Source organism: Zooshikella harenae (assembly GCF_018837975.1).
GTDB classification, from domain to species: domain Bacteria; phylum Pseudomonadota; class Gammaproteobacteria; order Pseudomonadales; family Zooshikellaceae; genus Zooshikella; species Zooshikella harenae.
The window spans coordinates 1-14,922 of the sequence record NZ_JAGSOY010000042.1 but is presented as its reverse complement, the minus strand read 5'-3'; the positions used below and the strand labels follow the sequence as shown (position 1 = coordinate 14,922).

The 14,922-nt window shown below is 40.3% G+C and carries 14 protein-coding genes; 11 read left to right on the top strand and 3 right to left on the bottom strand.

Annotated elements, in window-relative coordinates; genetic code table 11:
- Nucleotides 1–11: 11 nt before the first annotated feature.
- Entirely contained in the window at nt 12–1,553 is a 1,542-nt protein-coding gene (gene ilvA / locus KCG35_RS16115; RefSeq protein WP_255561986.1) for a threonine ammonia-lyase, biosynthetic, read from the bottom strand.
- A 157-nt stretch (nt 1,554–1,710) separates the two neighbouring features.
- Here ilvA and rpiA point away from each other — a divergent pair, with 157 nt between their 5' ends.
- From rpiA to KCG35_RS16100, 3 genes are all read left to right on the top strand, one after another.
- The gene (gene rpiA, locus KCG35_RS16110; protein ID WP_215820822.1) at nt 1,711–2,388 is read left to right on the top strand and encodes a ribose-5-phosphate isomerase RpiA; all 678 of its coding nucleotides are present in this window, start codon (nt 1,711–1,713) and stop codon (nt 2,386–2,388) included.
- A 171-nt stretch (nt 2,389–2,559) separates the two neighbouring features.
- Nucleotides 2,560–4,197 carry a tetratricopeptide repeat-containing response regulator gene (locus KCG35_RS16105; protein ID WP_215820821.1) on the top strand — a complete coding sequence of 546 codons (1,638 nt, stop codon included), beginning with the start codon at nt 2,560–2,562 and terminating at the stop codon, nt 4,195–4,197.
- Nucleotides 4,198–4,212: 15 nt separating this feature from the next.
- Nucleotides 4,213–4,905 (top strand): sensor histidine kinase, encoded by a 693-nt coding sequence (locus tag KCG35_RS16100; RefSeq protein WP_215820820.1) that lies wholly within the window; start codon nt 4,213–4,215, stop codon nt 4,903–4,905.
- A gap of 48 nt (nt 4,906–4,953) precedes the next feature.
- On the opposite strand, the gene lpdA is transcribed toward KCG35_RS16100, so the two are convergent.
- The gene (gene lpdA, locus KCG35_RS16095) at nt 4,954–7,086 is read right to left on the bottom strand and encodes a dihydrolipoyl dehydrogenase (protein WP_215820819.1); all 2,133 of its coding nucleotides are present in this window, start codon (nt 7,084–7,086) and stop codon (nt 4,954–4,956) included.
- A gap of 347 nt (nt 7,087–7,433) precedes the next feature.
- Here lpdA and KCG35_RS16090 point away from each other — a divergent pair, with 347 nt between their 5' ends.
- Nucleotides 7,434–8,135 (top strand): hypothetical protein, encoded by a 702-nt coding sequence (locus KCG35_RS16090; protein WP_215820818.1) that lies wholly within the window; start codon nt 7,434–7,436, stop codon nt 8,133–8,135.
- A 146-nt stretch (nt 8,136–8,281) separates the two neighbouring features.
- On the opposite strand, the gene KCG35_RS16085 is transcribed toward KCG35_RS16090, so the two are convergent.
- A complete protein-coding gene (locus KCG35_RS16085; RefSeq protein ID WP_215820817.1) occupies nt 8,282–8,560 on the bottom strand; it encodes a copper resistance CopC family protein in 279 nt (92 codons plus the stop codon).
- 489 nt (nt 8,561–9,049) lie between these two features.
- Here KCG35_RS16085 and lptM point away from each other — a divergent pair, with 489 nt between their 5' ends.
- The 7 genes from lptM (at nt 9,050) to KCG35_RS16050 (ending at nt 14,921) form a co-directional block, all read left to right on the top strand.
- Nucleotides 9,050–9,169 carry an LPS translocon maturation chaperone LptM gene (lptM, locus tag KCG35_RS16080; RefSeq protein ID WP_215820853.1) on the top strand — a complete coding sequence of 40 codons (120 nt, stop codon included), beginning with the start codon at nt 9,050–9,052 and terminating at the stop codon, nt 9,167–9,169.
- 34 nt (nt 9,170–9,203) lie between these two features.
- Nucleotides 9,204–10,454, top strand: a complete 1,251-nt coding sequence (gene lysA, locus KCG35_RS16075) for a diaminopimelate decarboxylase (protein ID WP_215820816.1) — start codon at nt 9,204–9,206, stop codon at nt 10,452–10,454.
- A gap of 366 nt (nt 10,455–10,820) precedes the next feature.
- The gene (gene dapF, locus KCG35_RS16070; RefSeq protein WP_215820815.1) at nt 10,821–11,651 is read left to right on the top strand and encodes a diaminopimelate epimerase; all 831 of its coding nucleotides are present in this window, start codon (nt 10,821–10,823) and stop codon (nt 11,649–11,651) included.
- Nucleotides 11,648–12,340 carry a DUF484 family protein gene (locus tag KCG35_RS16065; RefSeq protein WP_215820814.1) on the top strand — a complete coding sequence of 231 codons (693 nt, stop codon included), beginning with the start codon at nt 11,648–11,650 and terminating at the stop codon, nt 12,338–12,340. Before dapF ends, KCG35_RS16065 begins: the two co-directional genes overlap by 4 nt.
- A gap of 4 nt (nt 12,341–12,344) precedes the next feature.
- Complete coding sequence (xerC, locus tag KCG35_RS16060; RefSeq protein ID WP_215820813.1) at nt 12,345–13,256, top strand: tyrosine recombinase XerC; 912 nt, start codon at nt 12,345–12,347, stop codon at nt 13,254–13,256.
- Complete coding sequence (locus KCG35_RS16055) at nt 13,249–13,953, top strand: HAD family hydrolase (protein WP_215820812.1); 705 nt, start codon at nt 13,249–13,251, stop codon at nt 13,951–13,953. The genes xerC and KCG35_RS16055 overlap by 8 nt, the downstream gene beginning before the upstream one ends.
- A gap of 176 nt (nt 13,954–14,129) precedes the next feature.
- Entirely contained in the window at nt 14,130–14,921 is a 792-nt protein-coding gene (locus KCG35_RS16050; protein ID WP_215820811.1) for a substrate-binding periplasmic protein, read from the top strand.
- Nucleotide 14,922 lies beyond the last annotated feature (1 nt).

Sequence of the window (14,922 nt, the reverse complement as noted above, 5' to 3'; positions counted from 1 at the left end):
ACAACCAGCTTCTAGCCTAAAAATAGCTGGTATGCTGGATTTTCTGATTCAGGCCAATAGTGATAACCTATTTCTTCCAAAAATGAAGGTACTTGTTCTCGCTCATTCAAAGGTACTTGTAAACCAACACATACTCGCCCATAAGCAGCACCATGATTCCGATAGTGAAACATGGAGATATTCCAACGTTGGCCTAATTTATTCAAAAATCGTAACAATGCACCAGGTCGTTCGGGAAATTCAAAACGATAAACAACTTCATTATCGACGGCTGTTGCATGCCCACCTACCATATGACGTATATGTAGTTTTGCCAGCTCATTATCTGTTAAGTCGGTAACCGCATACCCTTTCTTTTCTAGTGATTGAATAGTCGCTTTTGCTTGATCTTGTGGGTCTATACCTGTTTGTACACCCACAAATATCTGTGCTTCACGTGCCGTATGATAACGGTAATTAAACTCTGTAATATTGCGTTTACCTAAAGCTTGGCAAAAAGCTTTAAAACTACCGGGTTTTTCAGGAATAGTAACAGCAATTATTGCCTCTCGGCGCTCACCTAACTCAGCTCGTTCCGAAATATAACGCAGCCGATCAAAATTCACATTAGCGCCACTATCAACGGCTAGAAAAGTTTGTCCATGTGTTTTATGTAGATCAACATACTTCTTAACACCAGCAACTCCTAAAGCACCCGCAGGCTCGCAAATAGAACGAGTATCATCATAAATATCTTTAATTGCTGCACATATTTCATCTGCGGTGACGGTGATAACATCATCAACATAACGCTGGCAAATTTTAAATGTCTCTTCACCTATTTGAGCAACAGCAACACCATCAGCAAATATTCCTACTTGAGGTAATACAACCCGCTCTCCAGCCTGCATAGCCGCTTGTAAACACGCTGACTCTTCAAACTCAACACCAATAATTTTAATCTCAGGTCGAAGATATTTTACATAAGCAGCAATCCCCGCAATCAACCCACCACCACCAACAGGAACAAAAATCGCGTCAAGCTTGCCTGAATGCTGACGTAAAATCTCCATCGCAATCGTGCCCTGGCCAGCAATCGTATCCACGTCATCATAAGGGTGGATATACACATAGCCATGCTCTGTAACTAACTTTTGCGAATAGGCTAAGGCTTCATCAAAAGCATCGCCATGCAAAATGACTTGAGCCCCTCTTTCTTTAACAGCGCGCACTTTAATTTCAGGCGTCGTTTGTGGCATCACAATGACAGCCTTGATACCCAGTTTTTTTGCCGCCAACGCCAAACCTTGAGCATGGTTTCCCGCTGATGCTGCGATCACGCCTCGCGCTTTTTCATCTTCAGACAACTGAGCAACCCGGTTATAGGCGCCACGAATTTTAAAGGAAAATACCGGTTGTAGGTCTTCTCGCTTAATCAAAATCGTATTTTGAAGACGCTTGGATAGGAAAACAGCCTGATCAATCGGAGTTTCAACGGCCACATCATAGACTGGCGCTTCTAATATTTTTTTAATGTATTGCTGAAGCATGACATCCTTCTTTACAACACTCATTAATTTTATGGAAGGTGTACTATTCTATAACGTATTAGTCACAGTGTGCAGCGTCAATATCCCTAATCAATAGAAAGGCTAGCCTTAAATGAGAATACCCTCAGTGAAAGGTATATAATTCCCGCCGTAAAGATTCTTAAAGCAAAAGGTACTATTCATGTCTGTCAATCAGGACCAGCTTAAACAAGCTGTAGCATTAGCTGCACTAGACCATATCAAGCCTCACTTAGAGCAAGATAGCATCATTGGCATTGGTACAGGCTCAACAGCTAACTTTTTTATCGACGCGCTCGCTGCTATTAAGAACCAGTTTGATGGAGCAGTAGCCAGCTCAGAAGCGAGTGCAGACCGCCTTAAGTCACACAGCATCCCTGTTTATGATCTTAATACTGTAAGCTCATTAGAATTTTATATTGACGGCGCAGATGAAAGTAACCGCCAACTTCAGCTTATTAAAGGTGGTGGTGCAGCACTCACAAGAGAAAAAATTGTAGCTGCAGTGGCTAAATCATTCGTTTGTATTGCCGACGAAAGCAAGCTGGTCGATGTGTTGGGCACATTCCCACTACCTGTAGAAGTCATCCCTATGGCTCGCAGCTATGCGGCTAGAGAAATCGTTAAGCTAGGAGGAGATCCGCAATATCGAGAAGGTGTTGTCACTGACAATGGCAATGTGATTCTGGATGTCTGGAATCTCAGCATCACCAATCCTAGAGAGCTTGAAGCTAAGCTCAACAATATTACTGGAGTTGTTACAAACGGCATTTTTGCACTTCGCCCTGCAGATATTCTTCTCCTTGGCACACAAGAGGGTGTCAAAACAATCACTGCCTAAAGCATTGCGATTAACGCAGCTTTTCTAATCATTACACTCTGCTTTATTACTTAGTGGAGTGTACTTCTCCAACGACTTCACTAAGGCTTATAACCCAGCCCTTAGTCTTACCTGATAGCTGCTATACTGATTGCCAGAAACCATGCTTTTTGAACATGGACGGGGTAACCAATGGCATTCATTAATTATACTGACAAACGTTTTCTTATTATTGATGACTTTGAGAACTTTCGTCTATCGATAAAAAAGATGTTAGATGGCTTTGGTGTATCCAAAGTTGATATGGCAATTAATGGTCGAGATGCCATCGCAGCCTGTAAAAACCAAGACTACGATGTGATTCTGTGTGACTATAATCTTGGATCTGGAAAAAATGGTCAACAGATACTAGATGAGCTTCGCTACACCCGACGCCTTAAAAATACCAGCCTGTTTTTACTAATTACAGCAGAAGCAACAAAAGATATGGTGTTAGGCGCTTTAGAACATCAGCCAGATGCTTATCTAACAAAACCCATCACCCAGTCCATGCTTAAGAATCGTCTTGACCGGCTGATGGATGAGCACTACCAAGTTTTACCTATAAAAAAAGCACTGGACCAAAACAATATTAAGCAAGCGATTAGTGAATGCCAAAAGATCCTGAAACAAGATTCAAGAAGTCATAAGTGGTGTACCCGAAAACTGGCTGAATTATATTATCAAAATAAAAATTATGATGAAGCTGAACAAATTTGTCAGAAACAATTAGAAGAACGAAAGTTAGACTGGCCTTATTTAACACTTGGTAAAGTAGCAGCTGCGCGAAAAAACTATCCAGAAGCACTTGAGTACTTTAATCAGCTCCTTGCCATAAACCCTCAGTATGTTAACTGCTACGATGAAATTGCGGCGACATATCTTGCTATTGGTGATGCAAGCAAAGCACAACAAGCCATCATGACGGGGGTACAAATTTCACCTCGTTCAGTTCATAGACAACTTAAGCTCGCAGAAATCAGTCGCAAAAATGATGATCTTGACACAGCAACACAAGCCTACCGCAACACCGTAGAGCTAGGGCAAAACTCTATTCATGATACCACAGATAACCATCTAAATTTTGCGCGTTGCTTATCCGACAATGCTGAACATGACTACTCTAAAGAAGGCAAAATCCAAGCCAAAGAAGCCTTAAATATTTTGGAACAAATCAATAAAAAATATAAAGATGATCCAAAATTAATGTTGCAGTCAGCAATGATAACTTCCCGCGTCCATGCCGGCCAAAATAATGAAGCTGATGCTGAAAAATCCTTAACATCAGCGTTACAAGCAATGGAAAAGATGGGAGATCGTGTTAATCCCGATATCCAACTAGAAATGGCGAAAACACTCTTTACCAACAACCGTACTGAAGACGCAGAAAAAATTTTAAGGAAAGTTATTGCTGAAAACTCTGATAAACAAGATTTAATTGATCAGGCCAATGCACTCTTAGACGAACCCGTCAGTATTAAAAATCGTATAAAAGCGGCTGCAATTAACCAAGAAGCAATTACGGCCTACGAACAACAAGACTTTACTAAAGCCATTAAAAAATTCACTGAAGCTCTTAAGTTTTCTCCAAGACACCCTGGCCTCAATTTAAACCTGATTCAAACTTACCTTAAACAAATGAGTGACTCAGGACTTGCCAAAAAAACGTTAGAACAGTGTCAAATTTATTTAAATAATGTAAATCATATTCATGCTTCGCATCCACAGTTTGAACGTTATGAAGCACTAAAAACTAAAATAGCCTCATTGCAACAAAAACTATCAGCATAGTCTTCGGAGATCATTATGGCGGATGTTCCAACTTTAGATTTCTCTCTAGTACTTGCTGCTACAGTGCATGACATGAAAAACTCGCTTGGTATGCTGTTAGGCTCAATCGAAGAAACCGTTGAGCAATTTCCACCTAAAACACAAGCACAGTCACAGTATTATGCATTACTGCATTACGAGGCTTCTCGAGTTAATAATGATCTGATCCAATTACTCGGCTTATATCGACTAGACCAAAATCAATTACTATTACAAATCGAAGAACAGTTTGTAATGGATTTGTTAGAAGAGCAAACCTTACGCAATAAAATCTTATTTGATGCAAGAAATATAAACTTAGAAATTGACTGTCCTCCTCATTTAAGCTGGTACTACGACCGAGACTTGATTGCCTGTGTCATCAATAACGTGTTAGTAAATACCCTACGTTACACCAAAGGCAAAATTAAAATTACTGCACAAGCAACCAACGGATTAACGATACAAATAGCTGACAACGGTCCTGGTTATCCAGATCATATGCTTGTTGACCCATTGCACTTTCATTCGCAAAAATCCATTAATACACATACAGGAAGTACCCATCTTGGGCTTTATTTTGCTCAGCGAATTGCCCAACTGCACACACAAGAAAACAGTACTGGCTACATTCAACTGGAAAATAACAGTGAACTGGGTGGAGGCGTCTTTAAGCTGGTTTTACCATAATGAACGTCCCACCCTAGCAGATATATAAAGTTACCTACGACACTGAGCCTACTCGTGTTTTCCTTGACGTTCCCATTGATGATATCGTGCCAGCCAATTGAGTAACTTTGCAGGTGCATGCGCCTTTTTCCACACACCCGCCGCATACTTGTTAGCTTCTGATAATGTAGGATAAATATGAATTGTACCCAGAATCTTATTTAATCCTAAACCATGTTTCATAGCTGAAATATATTCTGTAATTAACTCACTGGCGTGATACCCAACAATTGTCACCCCTAAAATAGTATCTTTACCAGGGACGGTAAGTACTTTAACAAACCCATGAGCCTCTTCATCAGCAATAGCCCGATCCAAGTCATCAATATTATATCGAGAGACTTCATAAGCAATATTTCGCTCTTGAGCCTCCTGTTCATTAAGTCCAACACGAGCCACTTCAGGGTCAGTAAATGTTGCCCAGGGAATAACATTGTAGTTCACTTTAAACTTTTTAAATCGCCGAAATAGGGCATTTACTGCGGCATACCATGCTTGATGTGATGCCGTATGAGTAAACTGATAGGGACCAGCAACATCTCCACAGGCATAAATATTTGGAAATTTAGTTTGTAAATAGTCATTGACGGCTAGTGTTCCACGCTCAGTCAATGCTATGCCTAATGCATCCAACCCAAGGTTTGCAGTGTTCGCTTGACGACCTACCGCAACTAACACAAGATCAAAGCTTAGCGTTTTCTGCTCTCCATCTGCTTCCAAAATAACCTGCTTTTGTCCATCGTTAAGATAAAATTCAACAGGCTTATGAGCTACTAAAACCTCGATACCTTCTTCTATAAACTTCTGCTGTATTAATGCAGAGACTTCCTCATCTTCACGAGGCATCAAGCGAGGTGCTATATCTACTTGTGTAACGTTTACTCCAAGTCGCGCGAATGCTTGAGTTAACTCACAACCAATGGGTCCCCCACCAATCACCAACATACGCTCCGGGCGCTCACGAATACGCCAGATCGTATCTGACGTGTAATAATCTATAGCGTCTAAACCAGGAATTGGCGGCACCACAGGGCGTCCACCTGAAGCAATGATGATATTTTTCGTGGTGATAGTTTTCCCATCAATATCTACAGAATAAGGGGTTTTAATAGTTGCTGTCCCTGTTACACACTCAACACCAAGTGCTGTATAACGCTCAATAGAATCATGAGGTTCCACTTTTTGAATAACTTGGTGCACCCTTTCCATCACCTTAGCAAAGTCAACATGCACTTCTGGTTGGACAATGCCATAAGCCTCTGCTCGTTGGAAATAATGCGCCATTTTGGCTGACCTTAATAACGCTTTTGAAGGAACACATCCCGTATTTAAACAATCCCCTCCCATTTTGTAGCGCTCAATCAGCATGACCTTTGCTTTAACTGCAGCCGCAATATAAGCTGAAACCAGTCCTGCAGATCCTGCCCCAATCACCAATAAATTTGTATCAAAGTGAGTGGGTCTGGGATACGGTTTCAGCACTTTGTACTCCTTCCAGCGCGATATTACCGCTTTAGCCAGCCAGGGGAATATTCCCAGTAAAAGAAATGCAATAATGATTTCTGGCTGTAATACACCTTTAATTGATAGCTCTTCAACCTGTGTCAGACTTGCCCCAGCCCCCACATAGACAATTGTTCCTGGTAACATGCCTACCTGACTGACAATAAAAAATCGTCCCGTCCGAATAGGGGTTAGTCCCATAACTAAGTTAATCACAAAAAAAGGAATTGCAGGAATCAAACGCAATGTAAAAAGGTAAAAAGTGCCTTCTTGGTGAATACCTTGGTTAATGGTTTTCAAATAGTTTGAAAAACGGCTTTGTACCCAGTCATGAAGTAATGTGCGTGAAAGTAAGAATGCTAAGGTAGCGCCAATCGTACTAGCAAAAGATACCAGAATAGTACCGTGTAACAGTCCAAAAATGACACCCGCAACCAACGTCATTAATGCAGCACCAGGCAGTGATAGCCCAGTAACTGCGACATAGATAACAAAGAAAATCAAAGCTGTTTCTATAGGATTCTGATCGTAGAGTGACTGAAAGAAAGAAACGGAAAGGTACTGCTCAATATCAAGCAGAAAAAAAAGCGCTATGGCAATAGCAACACTCGTTGCCAAAATCAGTTTTGATTTTTTCATTGGTTGTCCTGCACTAAAGGTATGATCCCCTATAACATTTTATATACCCTTCACGAATGATTTTTATACCACCAAGGCACAAGGGCTTTGTTCTCTTCATTCTTCCCCCCAATCACTTATTATTTATAAGCTCCTGGGCTTCATAACTCGATGACCTCGCCTAAAAACCATTCGTATTGGCTATGCCATTATCAGTTCTGACCTGATTACACTGTGTTTTATTTCAAAAACTAGCACTCTCTAACTGCCTTGCGATTGTCGACTATCCAAATTGTGAGATACCCCCAACCTCCCTCAGTACGCAAAAGGTAAAGTACCAAGTAATCATGTCAGAGGGGGCAGCTAAAATGAAACAACTCTTTAACAACAAGCTATGGCATATTGCCTGCGCCCTATTCTTCAGCCTTCAGGTGAGCCTTCAAGTTCAAGCTTCATCACTTAACACTGATACTACACAACCTACCACTAACACCACACCTGTTGCTAATCATAGCTGTCAAGAGCAGTTTTGTGAGTTCATTGCACTTGAACAGCCTTGGCCAGCCAAAGTAACGCCCCCAGCTCAAGCAACTACGCTTCTATTTGATGCCTTTCGGCTTAGAATCAGTGGTCCGTTCTCTTCGATCAGCCAAACAGAAAACGAACTGTTCCTAAAACAGCGTGTGGGTTTTTCTCTAGCACTGCAGATATTAACGCTTGATGATTACCCTGAGCTTAAAAATAGCAACATTAAAGCCCATGATATACCCACTATTATGTTTGAAGTTCCCCGTAAAAAAATACTACAGGAAAAACAAGCTAATATTCGTGCACTTAAACTGGGCCTTTATAAAGCAGCGAGACACACTGACTTTAAAACATTTGATCAAGTATCAGTTATTCGCAATGGCGATATCAAAGCTTTCTTAATTAAAGGGGACAATATTTCGTTTAACTATGCTGCTTATTTCATAGATTTAAACATACCAGATAAATTTTACCGAATTGAATTCAACCATGGCAATAAACGAAGCTGGTTGAATTTATTGGGTTCAATGTCTATCAACTAAAAATGAATACAGTATCCATCCTTCTCGTTTTATATAGTAAAACTGTTATATTTTTTATATAAGAGATTTTCATTCAATAAAAAAGAGAGCCAAAAAAATGGCTCTCTTTTTTCAAACTATAACTATACTTTTTAACTACCGTATAATTAAGGGTCTACTTTATCTAAGTTCTTACGGATGAAGTTCTCGATAGTTTGGCAAGCAAGGAAAGGAGAGCGTTCAGTAATAGTAATCACTGCTTCTTTACCTACTATCGTATACTCACCTTTAACTGTGCCAAAAATGGGTACAGAAACAGTAAATTTACCTGATTTAGTATCACCTTCCAGTGTACCACCATTTCCATCAATCATTACTTTTACACGATTGTAAATATCTTCTGGCTGACCATTAAACGCTACTTTAAAAGGTGCACATGATGCCATAATCAATATCTCCTTATTAATTATAAAAAATTATTTTCTTAGCTTACAAACAGAGATAACTTATTTTTTATAATCTTCTGCAGAAGCTGAAAACCATAGTACGCATCCCTAAAAAAAAGATAATTTGGAAAAAACTCCATAGATTTTTTTAATGCACCTTTAAGTAAGTCAGTCCATATAGCTTGAATGCAGGATATAAAACGTCGTTTCATAAACTTCCATTGTTTATACGATCAACGCTTTACGAAAACCTGAATATAATTTAGTGCGCCAGAATACAGCGAGAATGATCCTATATTAAATAACCGACATTGATCACATGGCGTATACCAAACATTTTACAGACACTGACTTATGAAAGATTATTCCTGAATTACACAAACTTACCTTTTATGAAAGATAGAATTAGAATCAGCGTCTAAATAGCCAGCACGGTATTGACAAGGTATACTATTTCTTTTGAATATCTACTGGATAGGAGCAAGTGTGATGCGTATCATCTTCTCAATGGTTTTGCTGTTGTTACTGTCCGGCTGTGGCCAAAAAGGGCCTCTATATTTGCCAGATGACACAGAACAACAGCAAACGACTGAAGAAACAGCTGAGTAAAAAATCACAACCAGACAGGTGTACTTAGGTCATTATGGATCACTTTCACTATCAAGACAGTGAACTCTTTGCAGAAAATGTTCCCGTCGCTAAGATAGCCGCAGAATTTGGCACCCCCACCTACCTTTACTCGCGCGCGACATTAACCCGCCATTTTCAAGCATATCAACGCGCTTTGGGTAATCACCCCCACTTAATTTGCTTTGCTGTCAAGGCAAACGCCAATATTGCGGTACTCAACGTGCTTGCTAAGCTAGGGGCAGGTTTTGATATTGTATCTGTGGGTGAGTTAGAGAGAGTGCTTGCCGCTGGAGGCGATCCAAAAAAGGTTGTTTTTTCTGGTGTAGGCAAACAGCCTCATGAAATGCATCGAGCGTTATCTGTTGGAGTCCACTGCTTCAATGTTGAATCCATTGCTGAATTAGAACAACTTCAAGCTGTTGCCAGCGATATGGATATCATTGCCAACATTTCTATTCGTGTTAATCCTGATGTGGATCCACAAACGCACCCTTATATATCCACAGGACTAAAAGAAAATAAGTTTGGTATCGATATCAATGAAGCAATCATGGTTTATGAGCAGGCTGCTTGCTTAAGCCATATCCATATTATTGGTATTGATTGCCACATTGGCTCACAACTGACGTCTTTGCCACCGTTTCTAGATGCTTTAGACCGACTTCTGGGTTTAGTTGATGCATTGGAAGCAAAGGGTATAACAATACAACACTTGGATTTAGGTGGAGGGCTTGGGGTACCTTACCAGAATGAGCAACCTCCCGAACCTGATACTTATGCGAGTGCCATTCTAGAGCGTTTAGGCAACCGCGCCTTAGAACTTGTCTTTGAGCCTGGTCGATCTATTGCTGCCAATGCCGGCATTCTCATTACTCGAGTTGATTATCTAAAGCCCACAGCAACAAAACACTTTGCTATCGTCGATGCCGCTATGAATGATCTGCTTCGACCTGCTCTTTACCAAGCATGGCAAGAAATTATTCCAGTTACTCCCCGGCATGACTGCGAACCACAAACCTATGATGTTGTTGGCGCCATTTGTGAAACCAGTGACTTTCTAGGCAAAGATCGTGAGCTTGCCATTCTACCTCAAGATCTACTCGCTGTACGTTCAGCAGGTGCCTACGGCTTTGTTATGAGCTCCAATTACAATACACGTAACCGAGCAGCTGAAGTAATGGTTGATGGTGATCACTATCATTTAATTCGCAAACGCGAAACCATTACAGAACAACTTACCAATGAGTTATTACTGCCTGAATAATCGCCAGGCTCATATTTTTTATGCCCAGTAAAGGTATACATATCCCGCTAGCCTGAACTTAGGCTAGCCATATGCCCTTAAGTTGCACGATTAAACTGCAAAACCTAGCACGAAAATTAAAAAACAAACCTAGTGTTAATACACAGCAAGTACTGTTAGGCTTAAGACAAACGAAACACCTTTATGTGAAATTATATCTGCGACAAGTGATGTACTACCTTCTTAGTCGTTTTTTATATCCACAATTAAAGGGGATATACTCAAGAAGAACATAGTCATGGTTATGCTCTTTTCTATGGGTATCACAACAATATAATTACAACAGACTTGTTTTCATAAAGTATTTAAGAATTGAGACTACTTTAAATGCTACTTCGCTTCACCAAAATGCACGGATTGGGCAATGATTTTATGGTAATCGACTTGGTTACCCAATATGCTCGCCTCACCCAAGAAAAAATCAAACAACTAGCCAACCGACACTTTGGTATTGGCTTTGATCAACTACTTATTGTCGAGCCCCCAACCAAACCTGATGTAGACTTCAAATACCGTATATTCAATGCTGATGGCTCTGAAGTTGAACAGTGCGGCAATGGCGCACGCTGCTTTGCCCGTTTTGTCAGAGACCGGAAATTAACCAGCAAACGCACTATCAGTGTTGAAACCCAGGGTGGCGATATAACGCTTATTGTCCATAATAACAATACAGTTGAAGTAGATATGGGACAACCAATTCTTGAACCTGCCCTGGTACCATTCCAGGCGAGACAGCAAGCTATCACCTATCCTATACAATGTAACAACCAAGCCTTTGACGTTAGCGCCGTCTCCATGGGTAATCCCCATATGGTTTTGCTTGTTGAAGATATTCATCAAGCCCACGTTGAAAAATGGGGTCCATTGCTGGAAAAACATGAATCTTTCCCGCAACGTGCTAATGTTGGTTTTATGCAAGTCATTAATTCGCAACAAATTAAGTTACGTGTATTTGAACGGGGCGCAGGAGAAACCCTTGCATGTGGAACAGGTGCCTGTGCAGCAGTCGTGGCTGGACGTCTTCAAAATTTGTTAGCAGAACAAGTTCAGGTGGATCTGCCAGGAGGCTCATTACAAATAGAATGGCAGGGAAGTGGACACTCAGTGCGTATGATCGGGCCAGCAACCCGTGTTTTTGAGGGGCAAGTACGTATATGAAAGAACAGCAACAAACCATACCACAAACACTAACAACTGAAGACGAAGTGGCAGATTACCTAAAGGCTAATCCCAACTTTTTCTATCAACGGCCAGACCTGCTCAAATTACTCGAAATACCACACCCATCAGGAGAAGCAACCTCCCTGATTGAACGACAAGTGTGTCTCCTCAGAGAACGCAACCTAGAATTACGTAACCAGCTTAATAAATTATTAGATATTGCGAGAGAAAATGATTCTCTCTTTGAAAAAACCCGTCGATTAATTACTGAGCTACTGGAAGCCAAATCACTTGATGAGATTGGTAAGGTTTGTCGTATTACTTTAAAACATGAATTTAATGTTGATTTTGTAAGTCTCATACTTTTTACTGATAAGCCTAAAGTAAGTGCTTACTTCCAGGTTAAACCGCTTACGCTCGCCCAGCAAAAGATTTCTATCTTACTCGCACAAGATAAGCCTGTTTGTGGAGTCCTTCGAGATAATGAACAAGAATTTTTATTTCAAGAACATGCACAAGTAGTTGGTTCCAGTGCTGTCATTACACTACGGAGTACGCAGCCACTAGGCATACTTGCCATAGGCAGTAAAGATAGTAAACATTTCCAGATGGCCATGGGGACACTCTTCATAAGCTACATTGCTGATATACTGAGTCGCGCATTACTCCAATACTGGCCTCGCTAATAGTATGACTCGACTTGAACTGATTATTAATCAATTTATAAATTTCTTGCGTGTTGAACGTCGCCTGGCTGAAAACACCCTGACGAGTTACCAACGAGATTTACAGCAATTGCTTGCTTTTATGCAAGATCGCCAGCTACAACAATGGTCACAACTATCAACCCCTCTACTCCGAGCGTTTCTACAATCTCAACATCAACGAGGTCTAAACCCTCGATCAATTCAACGTCAGCTGGCAACTTTACGACGATTTTGCAATTACCTTTATATAAACCAACACTTATCAAGCAATATTACACTTAATCTTCGAGCCCCAAAAACACAACGCAAACTGCCTAAAACATTAACCGTTGACCAACTGGAGCACTTACTCACAGCACCTGAAGATGATCCTCTACAATATCGTGACCACGCTATATTAGAGTTATTTTATTCGTCTGGATTACGCTTAACCGAACTGGTCTCACTTGATATGGGAGATATCAACTTAACGTCATGCTTAGTAAAAGTTCAAGGAAAAGGCAATAAAGAACGGCTATTACCTGTGGGCAGCAAAGCCATTGAGAGTTTGATGCGTTGGTTATCAATTCGTCCTGTGGTGGCTAAGCAGACATGCCCTGCGCTGTTTGTTTCACTTCGAGGTACACGCATCAGTGCACGACAAGTACAGTATAGACTCACAAAATTAGCGCAGGAAAAAAGCTTAAATACTAACTTACATCCACATATGTTACGCCACAGTTTTGCTACACATATGCTTGAAGGTAGCAAGGATTTACGGGCAGTGCAGGAATTACTGGGACATAAAGATATTTCAACCACCCAAATGTATACCCATATTGATTTTGAATACCTCAGTAACGTATACGATAGCAGCCATCCCCGCTCCAAACGCAGTAAAAAAAACCATGATTAAAGCGGTTACTTTCGACCTTGATGATACCCTTTGGGATAATAAGCTCGTCATGGTAGAAGCAGAGTCAGCTATGTACACCTGGCTAAAACAACATTGCGAGCAGTTAACCCTACAATATTCTTTAACACAGCTCAAAAAGCTAAAGGATGAGCTATTAGAGAAGACCCCTGAATTGGCACACGATGTCAGTGAGTTACGACGCCATGCTCTTGAACAAGCACTCTCAGAGTGTGGCTACGGTGATTCGTCCAGAAAACTCGCTGAGCAAGCATTTGCACGCTTTTTATCTACAAGACAACAAGTGACTTACTTCCCTCATACTGAGAAAACATTAAAACAGTTAAGTCGACGCTATAGCTTAGGAGTCATTACCAACGGTAATGCAGAAATATCTCAAATGAGTATTGGGCAATACTTTTCCTTTGCCATTAAAGCTGAAGAGATCAAAATCAGTAAACCAGACCCTACTATTTTCTCAAAGGCAGTCTCATTAGCAGGCGTTCAGGCTAACCAAATCGCCCATATTGGAGATCACCCAATTCATGATATTTTAGGTGCAAACCAGGCAGGCTTTAAATCAATTTGGTTTAACCCTCAACAAGACAACTGGGTGTATCATGAATGCCAACCAGATGCTATAGCCCATAGCCTACATGAAATTCCAACATTAATTGATAAACTATCCCAAAATAAATAATGTGCGCTGACATCAAGCGTAACTTCATAATCTGCCTTTATATACAATAATCATAGTACAGCTATACTTACACTGTCCGCATCCACAAACCAGAACCTTTTATAAATATACTGAAAGCGAAACCTCAATTTGTTAGCAAACAGACTACGGCTACAATTCACTTTAGTCGGACTTCTATGTACAACTTTTTATTCAAAAAAATAGCAATATATATTTTACTGTTTTCATTCATCTCTCTTACCTATGGGCAAGAAACTATTGACTTTGCAGTAGCTAATTGGCCACCGTACTTCGACGACAAAGTCAAGAATAAGGGATCTTTAGCTCAATATTTAAAGAACCTTCTAAAAAATAAAGGTATTGACGTTAATTATGTTTGGTATAAGAGCTGGAAAGCAGCCTATAATAATTCATCCGCTGGACGCGTGATGGCTTCACCTGGTTGGATCTGCAATAAAGAGCGAGCAAAATCGTTCTATTTCACTTATCCCATTTACATCATGGAGCATGTAGTTTTCCACTTAAAATCCAACCCAGTAAAGCTGACATCTATAGAAAGTTTAAAAAATGCAGGACCAATTGTCATAACAGAATCTTATTACTTCGGTAGAGAATTTGAAACAGCAGCTAAAAAATACAAATTCGCAATAAGAAAAGTACGTTTAGAAAAATTATCTTTCAACTTACTGTTAAAAAATCGTGCAGCATTGGCCCCAATGCCCCTTGACAATGGTTTTATAATATTGAACAAATACTACACTAAAGAACAACGAGATAAAATAACTTATTCACCAAGCTTTTTTAAAAATAATTATTATCACGTCATGGTTTCCAAAAAGTACCCAGAAGCAATTCACCTCTATGAAACCCTCAATAAAATTCTGATCAAGCAGTCATTTAACAATAAACTTCATTCGGACCTCAAATTGCACAAAGTTTGTCCTGGAGTTACTCAGCCTGAATGGTAAA

Excerpts from the sequence above, each read along its gene's own strand:
- ilvA (WP_255561986.1), bottom strand. The coding sequence starts at position 1,553 with ATGAGTGTTGTAAAGAAGGATGTCATGCTTCAGCAATACATTAAAAAA.
- dapF (WP_215820815.1), top strand. The coding sequence starts at position 10,821 with ATGCTACTTCGCTTCACCAAAATGCACGGATTGGGCAATGATTTTATG.
- lpdA (WP_215820819.1), bottom strand. The coding sequence starts at position 7,086 with ATGAAAAAATCAAAACTGATTTTGGCAACGAGTGTTGCTATTGCCATA.
- KCG35_RS16105 (WP_215820821.1), top strand. The coding sequence starts at position 2,560 with ATGGCATTCATTAATTATACTGACAAACGTTTTCTTATTATTGATGAC.
- rpiA (WP_215820822.1), top strand. The coding sequence starts at position 1,711 with ATGTCTGTCAATCAGGACCAGCTTAAACAAGCTGTAGCATTAGCTGCA.
- xerC (WP_215820813.1), top strand. The coding sequence starts at position 12,345 with ATGACTCGACTTGAACTGATTATTAATCAATTTATAAATTTCTTGCGT.
- KCG35_RS16050 (WP_215820811.1), top strand. The coding sequence starts at position 14,130 with ATGTACAACTTTTTATTCAAAAAAATAGCAATATATATTTTACTGTTT.
- lysA (WP_215820816.1), top strand. The coding sequence starts at position 9,204 with ATGGATCACTTTCACTATCAAGACAGTGAACTCTTTGCAGAAAATGTT.
- KCG35_RS16100 (WP_215820820.1), top strand. The coding sequence starts at position 4,213 with ATGGCGGATGTTCCAACTTTAGATTTCTCTCTAGTACTTGCTGCTACA.
- lptM (WP_215820853.1), top strand. The coding sequence starts at position 9,050 with ATGCGTATCATCTTCTCAATGGTTTTGCTGTTGTTACTGTCCGGCTGT.
- KCG35_RS16055 (WP_215820812.1), top strand. The coding sequence starts at position 13,249 with ATGATTAAAGCGGTTACTTTCGACCTTGATGATACCCTTTGGGATAAT.
- KCG35_RS16065 (WP_215820814.1), top strand. The coding sequence starts at position 11,648 with ATGAAAGAACAGCAACAAACCATACCACAAACACTAACAACTGAAGAC.
- KCG35_RS16085 (WP_215820817.1), bottom strand. The coding sequence starts at position 8,560 with ATGGCATCATGTGCACCTTTTAAAGTAGCGTTTAATGGTCAGCCAGAA.
- KCG35_RS16090 (WP_215820818.1), top strand. The coding sequence starts at position 7,434 with ATGAAACAACTCTTTAACAACAAGCTATGGCATATTGCCTGCGCCCTA.